Source organism: Ancylobacter aquaticus (assembly GCF_004339465.1).
In the GTDB taxonomy this organism is placed as follows: Bacteria; Pseudomonadota; Alphaproteobacteria; order Rhizobiales; family Xanthobacteraceae; genus Ancylobacter; species Ancylobacter aquaticus.
On record NZ_SMFY01000001.1, the window covers coordinates 768616 to 782558 of the forward strand.

Annotated in this window: 12 protein-coding genes and 3 pseudogenes; 3 read left to right on the forward strand and 12 right to left on the reverse strand. The window is 66.7% G+C overall.

Annotated features, from left to right (window positions below):
* Positions 1–77: 77 nt before the first annotated feature.
* Positions 78–1277, forward strand: a complete 1200-nt coding sequence (locus EV667_RS03580) for an efflux RND transporter periplasmic adaptor subunit (RefSeq protein WP_131833932.1) — start codon at positions 78–80, stop codon at positions 1275–1277.
* A 10-nt stretch (positions 1278–1287) separates the two neighbouring features.
* A complete protein-coding gene (locus EV667_RS03585; RefSeq protein WP_131833933.1) occupies positions 1288–4446 on the forward strand; it encodes an efflux RND transporter permease subunit in 3159 nt (1052 codons plus the stop codon).
* 85 nt (positions 4447–4531) lie between these two features.
* Here the strand turns inward: EV667_RS03585 and EV667_RS03590 are convergent.
* The 5 genes and pseudogenes from EV667_RS03590 to EV667_RS03610 form a co-directional block, all read right to left on the reverse strand.
* Positions 4532–4693, reverse strand: a pseudogene (locus tag EV667_RS03590) (ATP-binding protein); the annotation flags it as partial.
* Between the two features lie 10 nt (positions 4694–4703).
* A pseudogene (locus tag EV667_RS22820) lies at positions 4704–4869 on the reverse strand (IS21 family transposase); the annotation flags it as partial.
* 42 nt (positions 4870–4911) lie between these two features.
* Positions 4912–5580, reverse strand: coding sequence for an MFS transporter permease (locus EV667_RS03600; protein ID WP_131833934.1), 669 nt, complete (start codon positions 5578–5580; stop codon positions 4912–4914).
* Positions 5581–5887: 307 nt separating this feature from the next.
* The gene (locus EV667_RS03605) at positions 5888–7366 is read right to left on the reverse strand and encodes an MFS transporter (RefSeq protein WP_131833935.1); all 1479 of its coding nucleotides are present in this window, start codon (positions 7364–7366) and stop codon (positions 5888–5890) included.
* A 182-nt stretch (positions 7367–7548) separates the two neighbouring features.
* Positions 7549–8004 (reverse strand): hypothetical protein, encoded by a 456-nt coding sequence (locus EV667_RS03610; RefSeq protein ID WP_131833936.1) that lies wholly within the window; start codon positions 8002–8004, stop codon positions 7549–7551.
* A 292-nt stretch (positions 8005–8296) separates the two neighbouring features.
* On the opposite strand from EV667_RS03610, the pseudogene EV667_RS23145 reads away from it, so the two are divergent.
* Positions 8297–8482, forward strand: a pseudogene (locus EV667_RS23145) (Arm DNA-binding domain-containing protein); the annotation flags it as partial.
* A gap of 34 nt (positions 8483–8516) precedes the next feature.
* Here EV667_RS23145 and EV667_RS03615 read toward each other — a convergent pair.
* From EV667_RS03615 to EV667_RS03645, 7 genes are all read right to left on the reverse strand, one after another.
* Complete coding sequence (locus EV667_RS03615; protein WP_131833937.1) at positions 8517–9434, reverse strand: ribokinase; 918 nt, start codon at positions 9432–9434, stop codon at positions 8517–8519.
* Positions 9435–9465: 31 nt separating this feature from the next.
* A complete protein-coding gene (gene rpiB / locus EV667_RS03620) occupies positions 9466–9912 on the reverse strand; it encodes a ribose 5-phosphate isomerase B (protein WP_131833938.1) in 447 nt (148 codons plus the stop codon).
* A gap of 73 nt (positions 9913–9985) precedes the next feature.
* Positions 9986–10786: a transporter substrate-binding domain-containing protein gene (locus EV667_RS03625; protein ID WP_131833939.1), complete on the reverse strand. Its 801-nt coding sequence runs from the start codon at positions 10784–10786 to the stop codon at positions 9986–9988.
* A gap of 35 nt (positions 10787–10821) precedes the next feature.
* Positions 10822–11586, reverse strand: coding sequence for an amino acid ABC transporter ATP-binding protein (locus EV667_RS03630; RefSeq protein ID WP_131833940.1), 765 nt, complete (start codon positions 11584–11586; stop codon positions 10822–10824).
* Positions 11587–11617: 31 nt separating this feature from the next.
* Positions 11618–12280, reverse strand: a complete 663-nt coding sequence (locus tag EV667_RS03635; RefSeq protein ID WP_131833941.1) for an amino acid ABC transporter permease — start codon at positions 12278–12280, stop codon at positions 11618–11620.
* Positions 12281–12290: 10 nt separating this feature from the next.
* The gene (locus EV667_RS03640) at positions 12291–12974 is read right to left on the reverse strand and encodes an amino acid ABC transporter permease (RefSeq protein WP_131833942.1); all 684 of its coding nucleotides are present in this window, start codon (positions 12972–12974) and stop codon (positions 12291–12293) included.
* Positions 12975–13027: 53 nt separating this feature from the next.
* Entirely contained in the window at positions 13028–13939 is a 912-nt protein-coding gene (locus EV667_RS03645; RefSeq protein WP_131833943.1) for an NAD(P)-dependent oxidoreductase, read from the reverse strand.
* Positions 13940–13943: the final 4 nt, after the last annotated feature.

Sequence of the window (13943 nt, forward strand, 5' to 3'; positions counted from 1 at the left end):
GGCCACCGACCCATTCGCCCATGAGGCGCCCGTAACTCGCCGGCAGGCTTTTATTGCCGCCACGATGGACATCACCCATGACCCGTGATCGCAGGCTTATTGCTGGCGCCGCCCTGTCCCTGACAGCGGCACTCGTCGCCTCGGCGCTGACATGGCACCTCGCCGCGCCGACGTCGGAAGCGCAGGCCCAGGCGCAGCCGCCAGTGCCGCCGACTGTTCTGGTGTCCGCGCCGGTGGTGCGGGAGACCGTCGACTGGCGGGAGTTTTCCGGCCGCTTCGAGCCAAGCGCGGCGGTCGAGATCCGGTCGCGGGTTTCGGGCCATCTCCACTCCATCGCGTTCCAGGACGGTGCCGTCGTTCAGGCGGGGCAAATGCTGTTCGTCATCGATCCCCGGCCGTACCGCGCGGCGCTGGATCAGGCACATGCCCAGCATGCCAGCGCGGAGGCGCAGGTCGAGCTCGCCGATCTCGAACTGAAGCGGGCCGAGCAATTGGTGAGCAGCAACGCCGTCTCGCAGGCAACCCTCGACCAGCGCCGCCAGCAGAAGAAGGCGGCCGATGCCGCCCGCGCGCTTGCCGCAGCGGCGGTGAGCCGGGCCGAGATCGAGCTGGGCTTCACCGAAGTGCGCGCCCCGTTTGCCGGGCGCGTCTCCAACCGCCGCGTCGACACCGGCGCGCTGGTGACAGACGGCGCGATGTTGACCACCCTCGTCGCGCTCGACCCGGTCTATTTCGTCTTCGACATCAGCGAGCAGGACCTGATGGCCTATCAGGCGGCCGCGCGCAGGGGCGACGTGCCGCTGCTGAACGGGCGACAGATTCCGATCCAGGCGCGCGGGCAATCGGACGAGGACTGGCCGCTCTCGGGTACACTCGACTTCGTCGACAACCGATTGGAAGCGGGGGCTGGCACTATCCGGGCCCGCGCGGTCATCCCCAATGTGCAGCAGCATATTACGGCCGGCCAGTTCGGCCGCGTCCGGCTGCCCTTCTCCGGCAGCTATGCCGCGACGCTGGTGCCTGAGACCGCCTTGATGACCGATCAGGCCGACCGGGTGGTCTTCACCGTGACAGAGGACGGCACGATACGCTCTTCCAAGGTCAATCTCGGGGCGCGGCAGCCTGACGGCATGCGCGTCGTGCGCAGTGGCGTCGGTCCGCAGGACCGCGTCGTGGTCAGCGGGCTGCTGCGCGCGCGGCCCGGACAGAAGGTGACAGCCAAGCCGGCCGAGGGCGAACCGCGCGCGGCGGCCATCATCGCCCCGACCGGCGGCTGAGGAGCGACCCATGCGCCTCGCCCATTTCTGCATCGAGCGGCCGATCTTCGCCGGCGTGATGTCGATCCTCGTCGTGCTCATCGGGCTGGCAGGCTATGTCACGCTGCCTCTCGCGCAATATCCCGAGATCGCGCCGCCCACCGTCGTGGTGAACGCCCAATATCCCGGCGCGTCGGCGGAAGTGGTCGCCAGCACCGTCGCGGCGCCGATCGAGCAGGAGATCAACGGCGTCGAGGACATGCTCTATATGTCCTCGCAGGCCACCGGCGACGGGCAGCTCTCCATCACCGTCACCTTTGCGCTCGGCACCGATATCGACGAGGCGCAGGTGCTGGTGCAGAACCGCGTCGCCGTCGCCGAGCCCCGCCTGCCGGAGGATGTGCGCCGTCTCGGCGTCACGGTGCGCAAGACCTCGCCCGACCTGATGATGGGCATCCAGCTGTCGTCGCCGGACGATTCCCGCTCGCAGCTCTATCTTGCCAACTACGCCACGCTGCAGATCCGGGACGCGCTGCTGCGCATCTCGGGCGTGGGCGATGTGCGCCTCGCGGCCTCGCGCGACTACGCCATGGTGGTGTGGCTCGATCCCGACCGCGTCGCGGCGCGCAACCTCACGGCGGGCGAGGTGGTCCAGGCCCTTCGCGCCCAGAATGTCCAGGTCGCCGCCGGCGTCGTGAACCAGCCGCCGACACCGTCGCAGGGCGCGTTCCAGCTCAATGTGGAAGCGCTCGGGCGGCTTTCGGAACCGGCCCAGTTCGAAGACATCATCGTGCGCACCGACACGGAGGGCCGCGTCACACGCGTGCGCGACATCGCCCGCGTGGAGCTGACCGCGCAGACCTACCGCGCCGGCGCCCGCTTCAATGGCCGCCCGTCGCAGCCCATACTGGTCTATCAGCAGCCGGGCTCCAACGCGCTGGAGACCGCCCAGAGCGTCATCGCGGAAATGCAGCGGCTCGGCGAGCGGCTGCCGGCGGGCGTGGCCTATGACATTCCGTTCAACCCGACGCTGTTCATCCAGGAATCCGTCGACGCGGTCTACGTGACCCTGGCCGAGGCGATCGTGCTGGTCGTCGTCGTTGTGACGCTGTTCCTGCAGAGCTGGCGCGCCGCCCTCATCCCCATCCTGGCGATTCCGATCTCGCTGATCGGCACCTTCGCGGTGATGGCGGCGCTCGGCTATTCGCTCAATAATCTCTCGCTGCTCGGCATGGTGCTGGCGATCGGCATCGTGGTCGACGACGCCATTGTCGTCGTCGAGAACATCGAGCGGCATCTGGCGCGCGGGCTCTCCCCGAAGGAGGCCGCCCATGTCTCGATGGACGAGATATCGGGCGCGCTGGTCGCCATCGCGCTGGTGCTGTCCGCCGTCTTCATCCCGGCCGCTCTGGTATCGGGCATCACCGGCCAGTTCTTCCGGCAATTCGCCGTCACCATCGCCGCCTCGACCCTGATCTCCGCCTTCGTCTCGCTCACCCTCAGCCCGGCGCTGGGCGCGCTGCTGCTCAAGCCGCACGCGCAAGAGGTCACGCACAGGCGCGGCCCGCTCGGCTGGATTACGCGCGGGCTGAAGGCCTTCAACACCGGCTTCGACCGGATGTCGCGCGGCTATGGGGCGCTGACCCGGCGCGTGCTGCGCCTCGGCACCTTCATGCTGGTGCCCTATGCCGGCCTGCTGGCCCTCACCGCGTTCCAGATGGAGCGCACGCCGCGCGGCTTCATCCCGGAACTCGACCAGGGCTATTTCATCACCTCCGTGCAACTGCCGCCCGGCTCCTCGCTCTCGCGCACCGAGGAGGTGATGGGCGAGTTGTCGAACCGGCTTCTGGAGACCGAGGGCGTTGCCCATGTCGTCACCATCGCCGGCCTCGACGGCGCGACCTTCACCAACGCGTCCAACAGCGGCATCGGCTTCGTGATCCTCGATCCGTTCGCCGACCGCACCGGCCCTGGCCTCGGGATCGACGCCATCATGGCGGCGCTCCCACGGCGCCTCGCCGACCTTACAGAGGCGCGCGTCATCCCCATCAAGCCCGCTTCGGTGCGCGGCATGGGCAATGCCGGCGGCTTCAAGATGATGGTGCAGGACGGGGGCGGCACGACGCCGGCCGAGCTTGAGGCGGCGATCGCCTCGATCGTCGCGGAGGCGGCGCGCCATCCTGAGCTGACGCGGGTTTTCACCCCGTTCAATACCTCGACGCCCAAGCTCTATGCCGACATTGACCGGGTGAAGGCCGAGATGCTGGGCGTGCCCTCAAGCCGCGTCTTCGAGGCGCTGGAGGTCTATCTCGGCTCGTCCTACATCAACGACTTCAACTTCCTTGGCCGCACCTTCCAGGTGCGCGCACAGGCCGACGGCGCCTTCCGCGAGGACATTTCGGTCATCGCCAATTTCAAGACGCGCAGCGATTCCGGCGCCATGGTGCCGCTGAGCTCGGTCGCGACCTTCGAGGAGCGCTCCGGCCCCTACCGTGTTCCGCGCTATAATCTCGCCGCCGCTGCCGAGGTGCAGGGCACCGCCACGCCTGGCATCTCGACCGGCGCCGCGCTGGACCGCATGGAGCGGATCGCCACCGAGCTGCTGCCCGAAGGCTACAGCTTCGAATGGACGGAGCTTGCTCTGCAGGAGCGGCTCGCCGGCAATTCCGGGCTGATCGTCTTCGCCGCGTCGATCGTGTTCGTGTTCCTGCTGCTCGCCGCGCAATATGAAAGCTGGACGCTGCCGCTCGCCGTGATGCTGATCGTGCCGATGTGCCTGCTGGCGGCGGTCAGCGGCCTGCTGGTCATGTCGATGGACATGAACATCTTGGCGCAGATCGGCCTTGTGGTGCTGATCGGTCTGGCGGCAAAGAACGCCATCCTCATCGTGGAGTTTGCCCGGCAGCGCGAGGACGAAGGCGCGTCGCCGGCCGAGGCCGCCGCCGAGGCCGCGCGCGTACGGCTTCGCCCGATCGTCATGACCTCGCTGGCGTTCATCCTGGGCGCGTTGCCGCTGGTGCTTGCCCAGGGCGCAGGCGCCGAACTCCGGCAGGTACTCGGCGTCTCGGTGTTCGCGGGCATGCTGGGCGTCACCTTCTTCGGCCTGATCTTCACCCCACCCTTCTATGTGATGTGCCGGCGGATCGGCCGTCGCAGGGTGCAGGCCGATCGCGCATTGGTCGTCGAATGAGCGGCAAGCGAACGAACGTAGGCGCGCCAAGGCCATGACCCTGGTTTTTCACTGAGAGGTGACCGGGCTGATGGTGGTCTTGGGGTCAGGATGCGGTCAAGTTTCTCGGCTTTTCCTTGGGTTTTGGAGGCTTTGCCGAGTTGCTCTTGAAGCGGAAGCTGTCATTGCCGGTCTCCTGGATATGGCGGTGATGCGTGAGCCGGACGAGCAGGGCAGTCGTCATCTTTGCATAGCCGAAGACGGTCGCCCTGCTCGCTGGCGATGATTGACCAGTCCCCCGACCAGTCGAACTGGAACGCCTCGCCCGGCATAAAGGCCAGGGGGACGAACGTGCGGCAGCCGCTGGTCTGCTGTTCGCGCAGCCGGGGCAGCCTTCCAGTCCCGGGCAAAGGCTGCGACCCTCTTGTAGGAGCCCTCATAGCCACCTTCCGATCGGTACGTGCGCCAGAGAGTGCTGGTACGGTGTCAGGCAGGCGCGACGAAAGACGCCATGGCCAGCGCGATGAGGACGAAAAGCACGGCGCCGACGAAGAGGGTGGCGACAACGCGAGCCAATGCCTCGCCGAGGCCAACGCTCGCTTGCATCACGAACGAGCGCGCCTCGACGGCGACGTACCAGACGAGCCCGGCGCCCAGCAGGATGCCGGTGACGGTCGAGGCCGTCGGGTTGGCATAGCGCACGCTCGTCATCGCGAGATCGAACGACAGGGCGAAGGGCGCCGCTGCGTAGCACTGGCTGTAGAAGGCGGGGCGCAGCGTCTCTCGGGTGAGGGGCTGTCCGAGCCTGCGTATCCGCTGAGCCGCCATCATCAGCGGGAACAGGCTGAAGAGCACGGCGCGGAACAGGAGGAGGTTGCGCTGGTCGGCCATGGCGCCAGTCAACTCGCGTGTCGGCAGGCCGAAACGTAGATCTACGAGATGGGCGAGAAGCAGTGTCAGGAACAGGAAGATCGGCGGGCTGATGGCGGCGGAGTAGCGGACCTTGGCGTCGGATCCGAGTTCCGCCTCTGCATAGGCCATCATACGGATCGGATGGCGAACGCACTTCCAGAGCGTCAGTGGGTAGAAAAGGAGCCAGGAAACGAGTTCGTAAAGCAACTCCTCGACGGACTTCAGGAGGTTCATGAGATCCATACGTGGGACTCCGTCTGCGCCGGGAGCAATCACTCGCCCAAGAATCTACGATCCAAAGCCTCACCTGGCTATGTCCGCTCTTCGGACGCGTCGATCATTGTGGGCAGGGCAACTTGGGGTCGGGTGCAGACGGGCAGAAAATGGCATTCCCTACCTGATCGCTGACCGTCGGGAGACGGCCCCAAGCCGTCCATTCGTGATGGCCGCTCCGAACGTCTCCTCCTCGCGGCGCAACACGTCCTATGAAAGAGCCGCCCAGTTGCCTGATCCCTGCGTTGATCGATCAACCGACCTTGGTGGGCGTCGCCTAGGGGGCGTTGTTGCGGCATTCCACCTTCCGTGCGGCAAACCAGGCGGCCAGGCCCGCCAGCACGGCGATGGCCCCCAGCAGCGGCAGGGTGTGACGCACCGCGATCAGCATGTCGGCGCCGCTGGAAGAAAGCCATGTGCGCGGTGCTCCATCCGGGCTTTCGAGATTGAACGCCAGCATGGTCGCGCCGCCGGCAACGCCGAGACTGGTCCCGAGCGCGCGCATCAGGTTGAGCAGCGAGCCGGCCGGGCCTGACAACGCCGGCGACACAGCCGCAATCGCCACCTGGTTGTTGGGTGCGATGAAGAGACCAATACCGGCGCCGAAAAGCGCATAGGCGACAGCGTCGAAAAGACGGTGATCCTCGACCCGCCCGAGGGTGGAAAACAGCAGGGCGACGGCAAAGCCGCTCAGCGCCATGCCCGCCGGACCGACCCAGCGACCGCTCAATCGCTCTTTCACCGTGTTGCTGAACGGTGCCGTCAGCCCGATGGCCACCGGAATGATGGCGAGGTGCAGGCCGGCCGTACCGGGAGGCTCGCCGAAGCCGTGTCCCTGCGCGAAGGACATAAGGAAGAACATACCGAACAGCAGCGCATAGCCAAGCGTCACGCCTACCGCCGCGCTGCAGAATGCAAGGCTCCGAAGCAGGGCCGGATCGATCAGCGGCGCGGCAAAGCTGCGCTCGCGCCGCACCAGCAGCCCAAGCAACAGCGCCGCCATGGCGAAACTGCCGAGCGTAGTTGGGGAGCCCAACCCCCAGGTGGAGATATAATTGAGCACCGTCACGGTCAGGATCAGAGCCGGGCCGATCAGCAGGGCCCCGCCCCAATCGAAGGCGCGATCGGGCTGCACGCCGGTGCTGCGGGGCAGCGCCAGCCAACCAAGGACGATGGCCAGCGCACCAACCGGCACGGTGAGCCAGAAGATCCATCGCCAGCCGAGCGTTTCGAGGAGCAGTCCGCCCAGCACCGGGCCGGCGCTCATGCCCACCGCCTGAGCCGCCGCGAACCACCCAAGTGCCCGTCCCCGCTGCGCCGGCGAGACCGTTTTAACCAGGATCGAAATGCTGTTGGCGCCAAGAAGCGACCCGCCCATCCCCTGCAGGAAGCGGAAAATCACCAATTGCTCGAAACTGGAGGCAAAGCCGCACAAGGCGCTGGCGGCGATGAAGAGAAGGTACCCGAAGATATAAAGCGTCTTGCGGCCGAACATTTCGCACAGGCGGCCGAAGATTGGCAGAAAGGCAACGAAGGCTGCGAGATACGAAAGCGCGATCCAGCTCACATGCTGAAGCGATGCATCGAACTGGTGCCCGAGAGTTGGCAGGGCGAGCTGGACGATGGTGGCGTCGAGCTGCCCGATAAACGCACCCATCGAGACGAGGCCAACGACAAGCCAGGGATGCCAAGTCTGGCGTTCAAGCCAGGCGAGCGGAGCCGGTTCGGTCGTCAACCGGGCGATGAGGTGAGGCATTCAAAATCCGATGGAATGGGGACGAAATCCCGGCCGGCCGATCGCGTCCGACCCGGTCGACAGCACCCAGGCGTGGGGCGTCCGCCGACGCATCCTGCGAGAAATCCCGTGCCGGCTGGACGGGGGTGCCAATGGCCCTGCTCCCCCGAACATGAGGCCGTGCGACCGCCGCAGGGAGCCAATCAGCGTTTCGTCACGTCATTGCAGGTCGCGACGGCCGGCTTGTCATTGGCTTGCCGGGCGCCGGCCTGGAGATAGCAATAGGAAAGCGTGGTGCCGGATAGGTCACCGACGAAATAGCCGTCCGTATCCGTCATCATCACCCTGTCGCCACCTTTTGAGACGGTTCCGATGAAGGGTTCCGATGTGACCGCGCCGCCCGAGGCGGCGTCGCCGGCAATGATGCTCTCGCCCCAGAAGCGGCGGTCATCCTGACCGACAATGCGGAGTGTGATGTCCCGCTGCGCCAGAAGCGGCTTTTCCCACGTGCCCTTGCTTTCCGGCCAATGCGGGCCACCCACGCCGGCAATGATCGTATTGGTCTTGCCGACCCAGTCACCCTTCATGTCGGGGGTCTGAGCGGCGGCGGCGGAAATCATCAGGGCATTGCAGAGCAGAAACCAACCCAGTGCCTTCATCGTGTCCTCGCTCTTTGGCTCGAATATGAGCCACTGAGCTGTACCTCAACACCGTACGGCCGGGAATGACAAACGGTCCGCCGCGTCGTCGCGAACCCTGCGGCATGCATCCGTGGCGTCGATGGACGTTGCCGGCCTGGCACCATTTCCCCGCTTTAGGTGGATCTAGGAAACTCAAAAAGCGGGAATTTTCCTCAACTTAGCTGAATTCGAGGCTCACGGCGGCTCTCCGGGGCTCGTTGGCATTTGGGAAATTTGTTGGCATTCGCGATGCCAACAAAGGGCGCCTCCAATGCCATTGACAGGCGTCGCTATCCGCCAGGCCAAGGCCATGGAGAAGCCGTTCAAACTGTCGGATGGAGGCGGCCTCCATCTTCTCGTCACCGCGACGCGGGGCAAGCTCTGGCGACTGGCCTGCCGCTTCGATGGGAAACAACGGCAACTCGCGTTCGGCAGCTATCCAGAGGTCACGTTGAAGGATTGCCGCGCGTGCCGTCCGATGTTCTGCTGGTTCAGCGAGAGGTCCAGGCGTCCAGCTGTTGGCGCGTCGGCATGCCGTCCTGCGCGCCGCGTGCCAGGCAGGCCATTGACGCGGCCGCGCAGGCGCGCCGAACGGCTTGCTCCAGCCCGCTGGACGACGCCAGTTCGCTGGCGAGCACGCCGACGAAGGTGTCGCCGGCGCCTGTCGTGTCGACCGGCGTGACCGGAACGGCGGGGGCATGGTGAAGCGCGCCATCGGGCGTTGCGAAGAAAGCCCCCTCCGCGCCGGCCGTGACGACACAGACCGCGCGGCCCTGCGTCGCCAGAAGGCGCGCGGCGGTCCTGAAATCGGGGGCGTCGCCAAGAGCCTGCGCGGCCATCAGGGCCTCGATCTCATTGACGACAAGGATGTCCGTCGCAGCGAGGATCGTGTGCATATCGGCCGCGCCGAGGCCGGCCGGTGCCGGCGCGAGATTCCAGATGACCCGCCCGCCGGCAGCCCGCACCCGCGCGGCCGTCGCGAGGCTTTCCGCCAGCGGTACCTCCATCTGCATCACGGCCAGCGTTTCGTGACCGAGGGGCAGGTTTTCGGGAAGGTCGTCGCTGTCGACCATGCCATTGGCACCGCTGGCGACGGTGATGGCGTTCTCGCCGGCGCTGTCGACCGTGATGAAGGCGCAGCCGGTTGGCGCGGCGCAGGTCGCGATGTAATCGGTGGTCACGCCATTGGCGGCGAGGTTGGCGCGGCAGGCGTCGCCGAAGGCGTCCGCGCCCACGCGCCCGACCATGACGACGTTTCCGCCCATGCGCGCGGCCGCCACCGCCTGGTTCGCCCCCTTGCCGCCGAACAAGGTGCGGTAGCCCGGCGACAGCACGGTTTCTCCCGGCCGGGGTATCGCCGGGACGGAGGCGACGAGGTCCATGTTGATCGATCCGAAGACAAGGATCACGTCTGCCTCCTCCGTGCGGCCCTCATCCCCGTCAGCCTTCCGCGTCCATCTGGTGGAGCTTTTCCACCCGGCGGCGGAAATCCTCGTCAGTGGAAAATTCGGCGGCGAGATAGGACGTCACGAGATCCTGCGCCAGCCACGGGCCGATGATCTGCGCGCCGATGCACATGACGTTCACGTCGTCATGTTCGACCGACTGGTGCGCGGAGTGGATGTCGTGGCAGACGGCGGCGCGGATGCCCTTCATCTTGTTCGCGGCGATCGAGGCACCGACGCCGGTGCCGCAGACCATGATGCCGCGCTCGGCCTCTCCCGAAGTGACTTTCGCGGCCACCTGGCGGGCGATGTCGGGGAAGTCGACCGGCCGGTCGTCATACGAGCCGACATCGATCACCTCGTGCCCGAGGCCGCGAATGTGCTCGATCACGGCGCCCTTCAGCGACCAGCCGGCATGATCGGATCCAATGACAAGACGCATGTTGGTTTCCTCGAAGTGTGGGAAGGCGGCGGCGCCTTTCGCGGACGCCGCCGGTTGGGGAGGGCGGGACGGCTCAGCTGGCGCCGCGCATGTTCGCCGGCAGGTCGGCGCCGTGATACTTCTTGTAGATCGCGTTCAGCTTGCCGTTGGCGATGTTGGCGGCGATCCACTCATTGAGCTTGGCGACCAGGGCCGGCTCGCCCTTCTTCACGCCCATGGCGAGGTTGAAGGTCGTGATCAGCACCTTGGGGTCGAAGGGGCGCGCCGGGTTCTTCACGCCGATCTGGTTGACGATGGTGGCGGAGGTGGCGATGAAATCGGCCTGGCCGGTGACAGCCGCCGTGACCATGGTGGCATCGTCGTCATAGCGCGCTACCTCGAACCCGCCGCCGTCCTTGGCGCGGTTGGTCAGGGCGGTGTCCTGGGTGGTGCCGCGCGAGACCGCGATCTTCTTGCCCTTCAGGCCGTCCCAATCCTTCACCTCGATCGATTTGAGGCCGCCGACCACCGATTCCAGCGCGGCATAGGGCGCGGTGAAGTCGACCACCTTGGCGCGCTCGGGCGTGACCGAGAGGGTGGAGATGACGACGTCCGCCTTGTTGGTCTGGAGGTTGGGAATGCGGGTCGCGCCCGTCGTCTGCACCCACTCGATCTCAAGGCCGAGATCCTTGGCGAGAAGCTCGGCGGTGTCCACATCGGAGCCGGTCGGCTTCATGCTGCCGTCCATCATGCCGGACGGCGGGATGGCCAGGTCGGTCGCAATGCGGATCTTCTTCGCCGCCATGATGTCGTCGAGCAGATCGGCCCGCGCGGCGGTGGCGCCGAGGAGGCAGGCCGCCGCCACGGCGGCCGCGAACATCGTATGCTTGATCATGCGTCTCTCCCTTGTTTGCATTTTGTTGTAAAGGCTCAGAGCCCCGTGCCCACGAACTGCGCGAGTTCGGGGGTGGAGGGCGATGAGAGGATGCCGGCCGGTCCCGCCTCGTGGACCTTGCCCTTGTGCATGAACACCACCTGGTCGGCGATGCCGCGCGCGAAGCTCATCTCGTGCGTGACCAGCACCATGGTCATGCCGTCCGCCGCGAGCGCCTCGATGACCTTCAGCACCTCGCCGGTGAGCTCCGGGTCGAGAGCGGACGTCACCTCGTCGAACAGCATCACCTTGGGCTGCATGGCGAGCGAGCGGGCGATGGCGGCACGCTGCTGCTGGCCGCCGGAAAGCTGCTCGGGATAGGCGTGGAGCTTTTCCTCCAGCCCCACCTGCGCCAGCACCTTGGCGGCCAGCGCCCGGGCCTCGGCCTTCGGCACCTTCTTCACCGCGTGCGGGGCGAGGGTGATGTTCTCCTCGATGGTGAGGTGGGGAAACAGATTGTAGCTCTGGAAGACGATGCCGACATCCTGGCGCAGGGCCCGCACATCGAGCCGGGCGTCGTCGACCCGCCGGCCGCACACCTCGATCTCGCCGCCGTCGATCGTCTCGAAGCGGTCGATGCAGCGCAGCGCGGTGCTCTTGCCGGAGCCCGAGCGGCCGATCAGCACGATGACCTCGCCGCGCCCGACGGCGAAGCTGACGCCGTCGAGCACCTTGAGCGCGCCGAAGCTCTTGTGGACGTCGCGCAGCGCGACGACCGGGGCATTCGGGGGCGCGGCGGGCGGAATGACATGAGCGTTCATGGGAGGTTTCCTTGGCGTTCCTCGGGTCGTGTCACGCAAGTGCCGGCTTCTTGTGGAGGGCCGTGCGCTCCAGCCGACGGCTGAGGCGTGAGAGCGGATAGCAAAGAGAGAAGTAAACGAGGGCGATGATCGAGTAGATGATGAAGGGCTCGAACAGCGAATTGTTGATGATCTGGCCCGAGCGCGTCAGTTCGACGAAGCCGACCACCGAGGCGAGCGAGGTATTCTTGACGATCTGCACCATGAAGCCGACGGTGGGCGGCGTGGCGATGCGGATGGCCTGCGGCAGGATGACCTTGATCATGCGCTGGCTGCGGGACAAGGCGAGACCCTCCGCCGCCTCCCATTGCTGCTTCGGCACCGCCTCGATGCAGCCGCGCCAGATTTCGCCGAGATAGGCGGCGACGAAGATCGTCATCGAGGCGCCGGCCGCGAGCAGCGGCGAGATGTTGAGACCGAGCGCCGCCAGCCCGAAAAAGGACAGGAACATGATCACCAGCAGCGGCGTGCCCTGGATGATCTGCACATACGTCGCCGCGAGCAGGCGCACCGCCCGGCTCGGCGAAACCCGGCCGAGCGCGACGAGGAAGCCGAAGCTGCCGCCGCCGATCAGCGCGATGGCGGAAAGCCCAATGGTCCACAGCGCGCCATGGCCGAGGAAGAGAAGGTGGTTGATGTTGAGAGCGCCGCCCATGTTCATCTCCTCACAGCGGCGTGCCGAGACGGCGCCGGCGCGGGAACAGCGCCAGGCCGAGAAGCCAGAAGCCGAACCGCATGATGAAGGACAGCGCCACATAGATCAGCGCGACGACGATGTAGGTCTCGAAGGATCGGTAGGTCTCGGACTGGATGTAATTGGCGACGGCGGTCAGCTCTTCGGCGGAGATCTGCGACGTGACCGAGGAGGCCAGCATGAGCAGCACGAACTGGCTGGTGAGGGCGGGATAGACCCGCTCGATGCCCGGCCAGATGATCACGTGCCAGTAGATCTGCGCCTTTGACAGGCCGAGCCCTTCGGCGGCCTCGATCTGGCCCTTGTGGATGGAATCGAAGCCCGCCCGCATGATTTCGGTCGTGTAGGCGCCGACATTGATGGTCAGCGCCACGGCCGCGACGGTGAAGGCGGAGAATTGCAGCCCGAGGCTCGACAGGCCGAAATAGACGAGAAAGATCTGCACCAGCAGCGGCGTGTTGCGGATGGCTTCGACATAAGCGCCCCACAGGCGCTCGACCAGCGCATTGCCGCTGCGCCGGCCGATGGCGCCGAACACGCCGATGGCCGCGCCGCACACCACCGCAATGAAGGCAAGCTGCAGCGTCAGCGTGGCGCCGTCGAGCAGGGCCTGCCAGCGGTCGAGCACGACCGAGAAATCAAGTACGAGACCCATGAGGGAGGCTCCACCCAACTGTCCAGGAGGCGAAGGGGAAGGCCGCCGGCGGCTCAGCCGTCGACGGGGTGGCGCGGCTGGTTGGCCATGCGGTCATAGACGCGGAACAGCGCCTGGTTGCCGTTCGCGCCTTCGCCATGGGCGCGCGCCTCGACATATTGGCTGGTGACGAGCGCCGTTGCCGGCAGCGGCACGGCGAGGGCGAGGGCCTGCTCCTGCACCAGCCGCAAATCCTTCAGCATGAGATCGATGCGAAAGCCCGCCGTGTCGTCGCCGGCAATCATCGCCGGGCCCAGCCTGTCGAGCATCCAGGAGGCGGCCGAGCCGCCCAGCAACACCTGCCGGAGCTGGTCGAGATCGACCCCGCACGCCCGCCCGAGCGCCAAGGCCTCGCAGATCGCCTGGATGTTGATGCCGCAGATGAGCTGGTTGCACAGCTTCACCGCCTGGCCGGCGCCGGGGCCGCCCACATGATTGATGGTCGTGCCCATCGCCTCGAAGAAGGGACGCGCGCGGGAAAACGCCTCGGCCTCGCCGCCGGCCATGATGGAGAGCGCGGCATTCTTGGCGCCGACCGGGCCGCCGGAAACCGGGGCATCGAGGAGGTCGATCCCGCTGGCCTTCAGTTCGGCCGCCATGCGCCGAACCGCCACCGGCGCGATCGTGCTCATGTCGACGACAAGGCGCCCGCGCGGCGGATCGGCCAGAAGGCCACCAGCGCCGAGCACGACCTCCTCGACCTGCGGCGTGTCGGGCAGCATGGTGATGGCGATGTCGGCGTCGCGGGCGGCATCGGCCGGCCCGGTTGCCGCCTGCGCGCCGAGCGCGACGAGAGCGTCGATCGCCGCCGGCACGACGTCGAACACGCGCACGGCGAAGCCGGCTTCGAGAAGATTGCGTGCCATTTCGCGGCCCATCGTGCCGAGGCCGATGAAGCCGACGCTTCCTTGTTGTTTCCGTCCCATAGCA

Bases quoted from the DNA above. Each gene is read 5' to 3' on its own strand.
- EV667_RS03580 (WP_131833932.1), top strand. From the start codon at position 78: ATGACCCGTGATCGCAGGCTTATTGCTGGCGCCGCCCTGTCCCTGACA.
- EV667_RS03585 (WP_131833933.1), top strand. From the start codon at position 1,288: ATGCGCCTCGCCCATTTCTGCATCGAGCGGCCGATCTTCGCCGGCGTG.
- EV667_RS03600 (WP_131833934.1), bottom strand. From the start codon at position 5,580: ATGGATCTCATGAACCTCCTGAAGTCCGTCGAGGAGTTGCTTTACGAA.
- EV667_RS03605 (WP_131833935.1), bottom strand. From the start codon at position 7,366: ATGCCTCACCTCATCGCCCGGTTGACGACCGAACCGGCTCCGCTCGCC.
- EV667_RS03610 (WP_131833936.1), bottom strand. From the start codon at position 8,004: ATGAAGGCACTGGGTTGGTTTCTGCTCTGCAATGCCCTGATGATTTCC.
- rpiB (WP_131833938.1), bottom strand. From the start codon at position 9,912: ATGCGTCTTGTCATTGGATCCGATCATGCCGGCTGGTCGCTGAAGGGC.
- EV667_RS03625 (WP_131833939.1), bottom strand. From the start codon at position 10,786: ATGATCAAGCATACGATGTTCGCGGCCGCCGTGGCGGCGGCCTGCCTC.
- EV667_RS03630 (WP_131833940.1), bottom strand. From the start codon at position 11,586: ATGAACGCTCATGTCATTCCGCCCGCCGCGCCCCCGAATGCCCCGGTC.
- EV667_RS03635 (WP_131833941.1), bottom strand. From the start codon at position 12,280: ATGGGCGGCGCTCTCAACATCAACCACCTTCTCTTCCTCGGCCATGGC.
- EV667_RS03640 (WP_131833942.1), bottom strand. From the start codon at position 12,974: ATGGGTCTCGTACTTGATTTCTCGGTCGTGCTCGACCGCTGGCAGGCC.
- EV667_RS03645 (WP_131833943.1), bottom strand. From the start codon at position 13,939: ATGGGACGGAAACAACAAGGAAGCGTCGGCTTCATCGGCCTCGGCACG.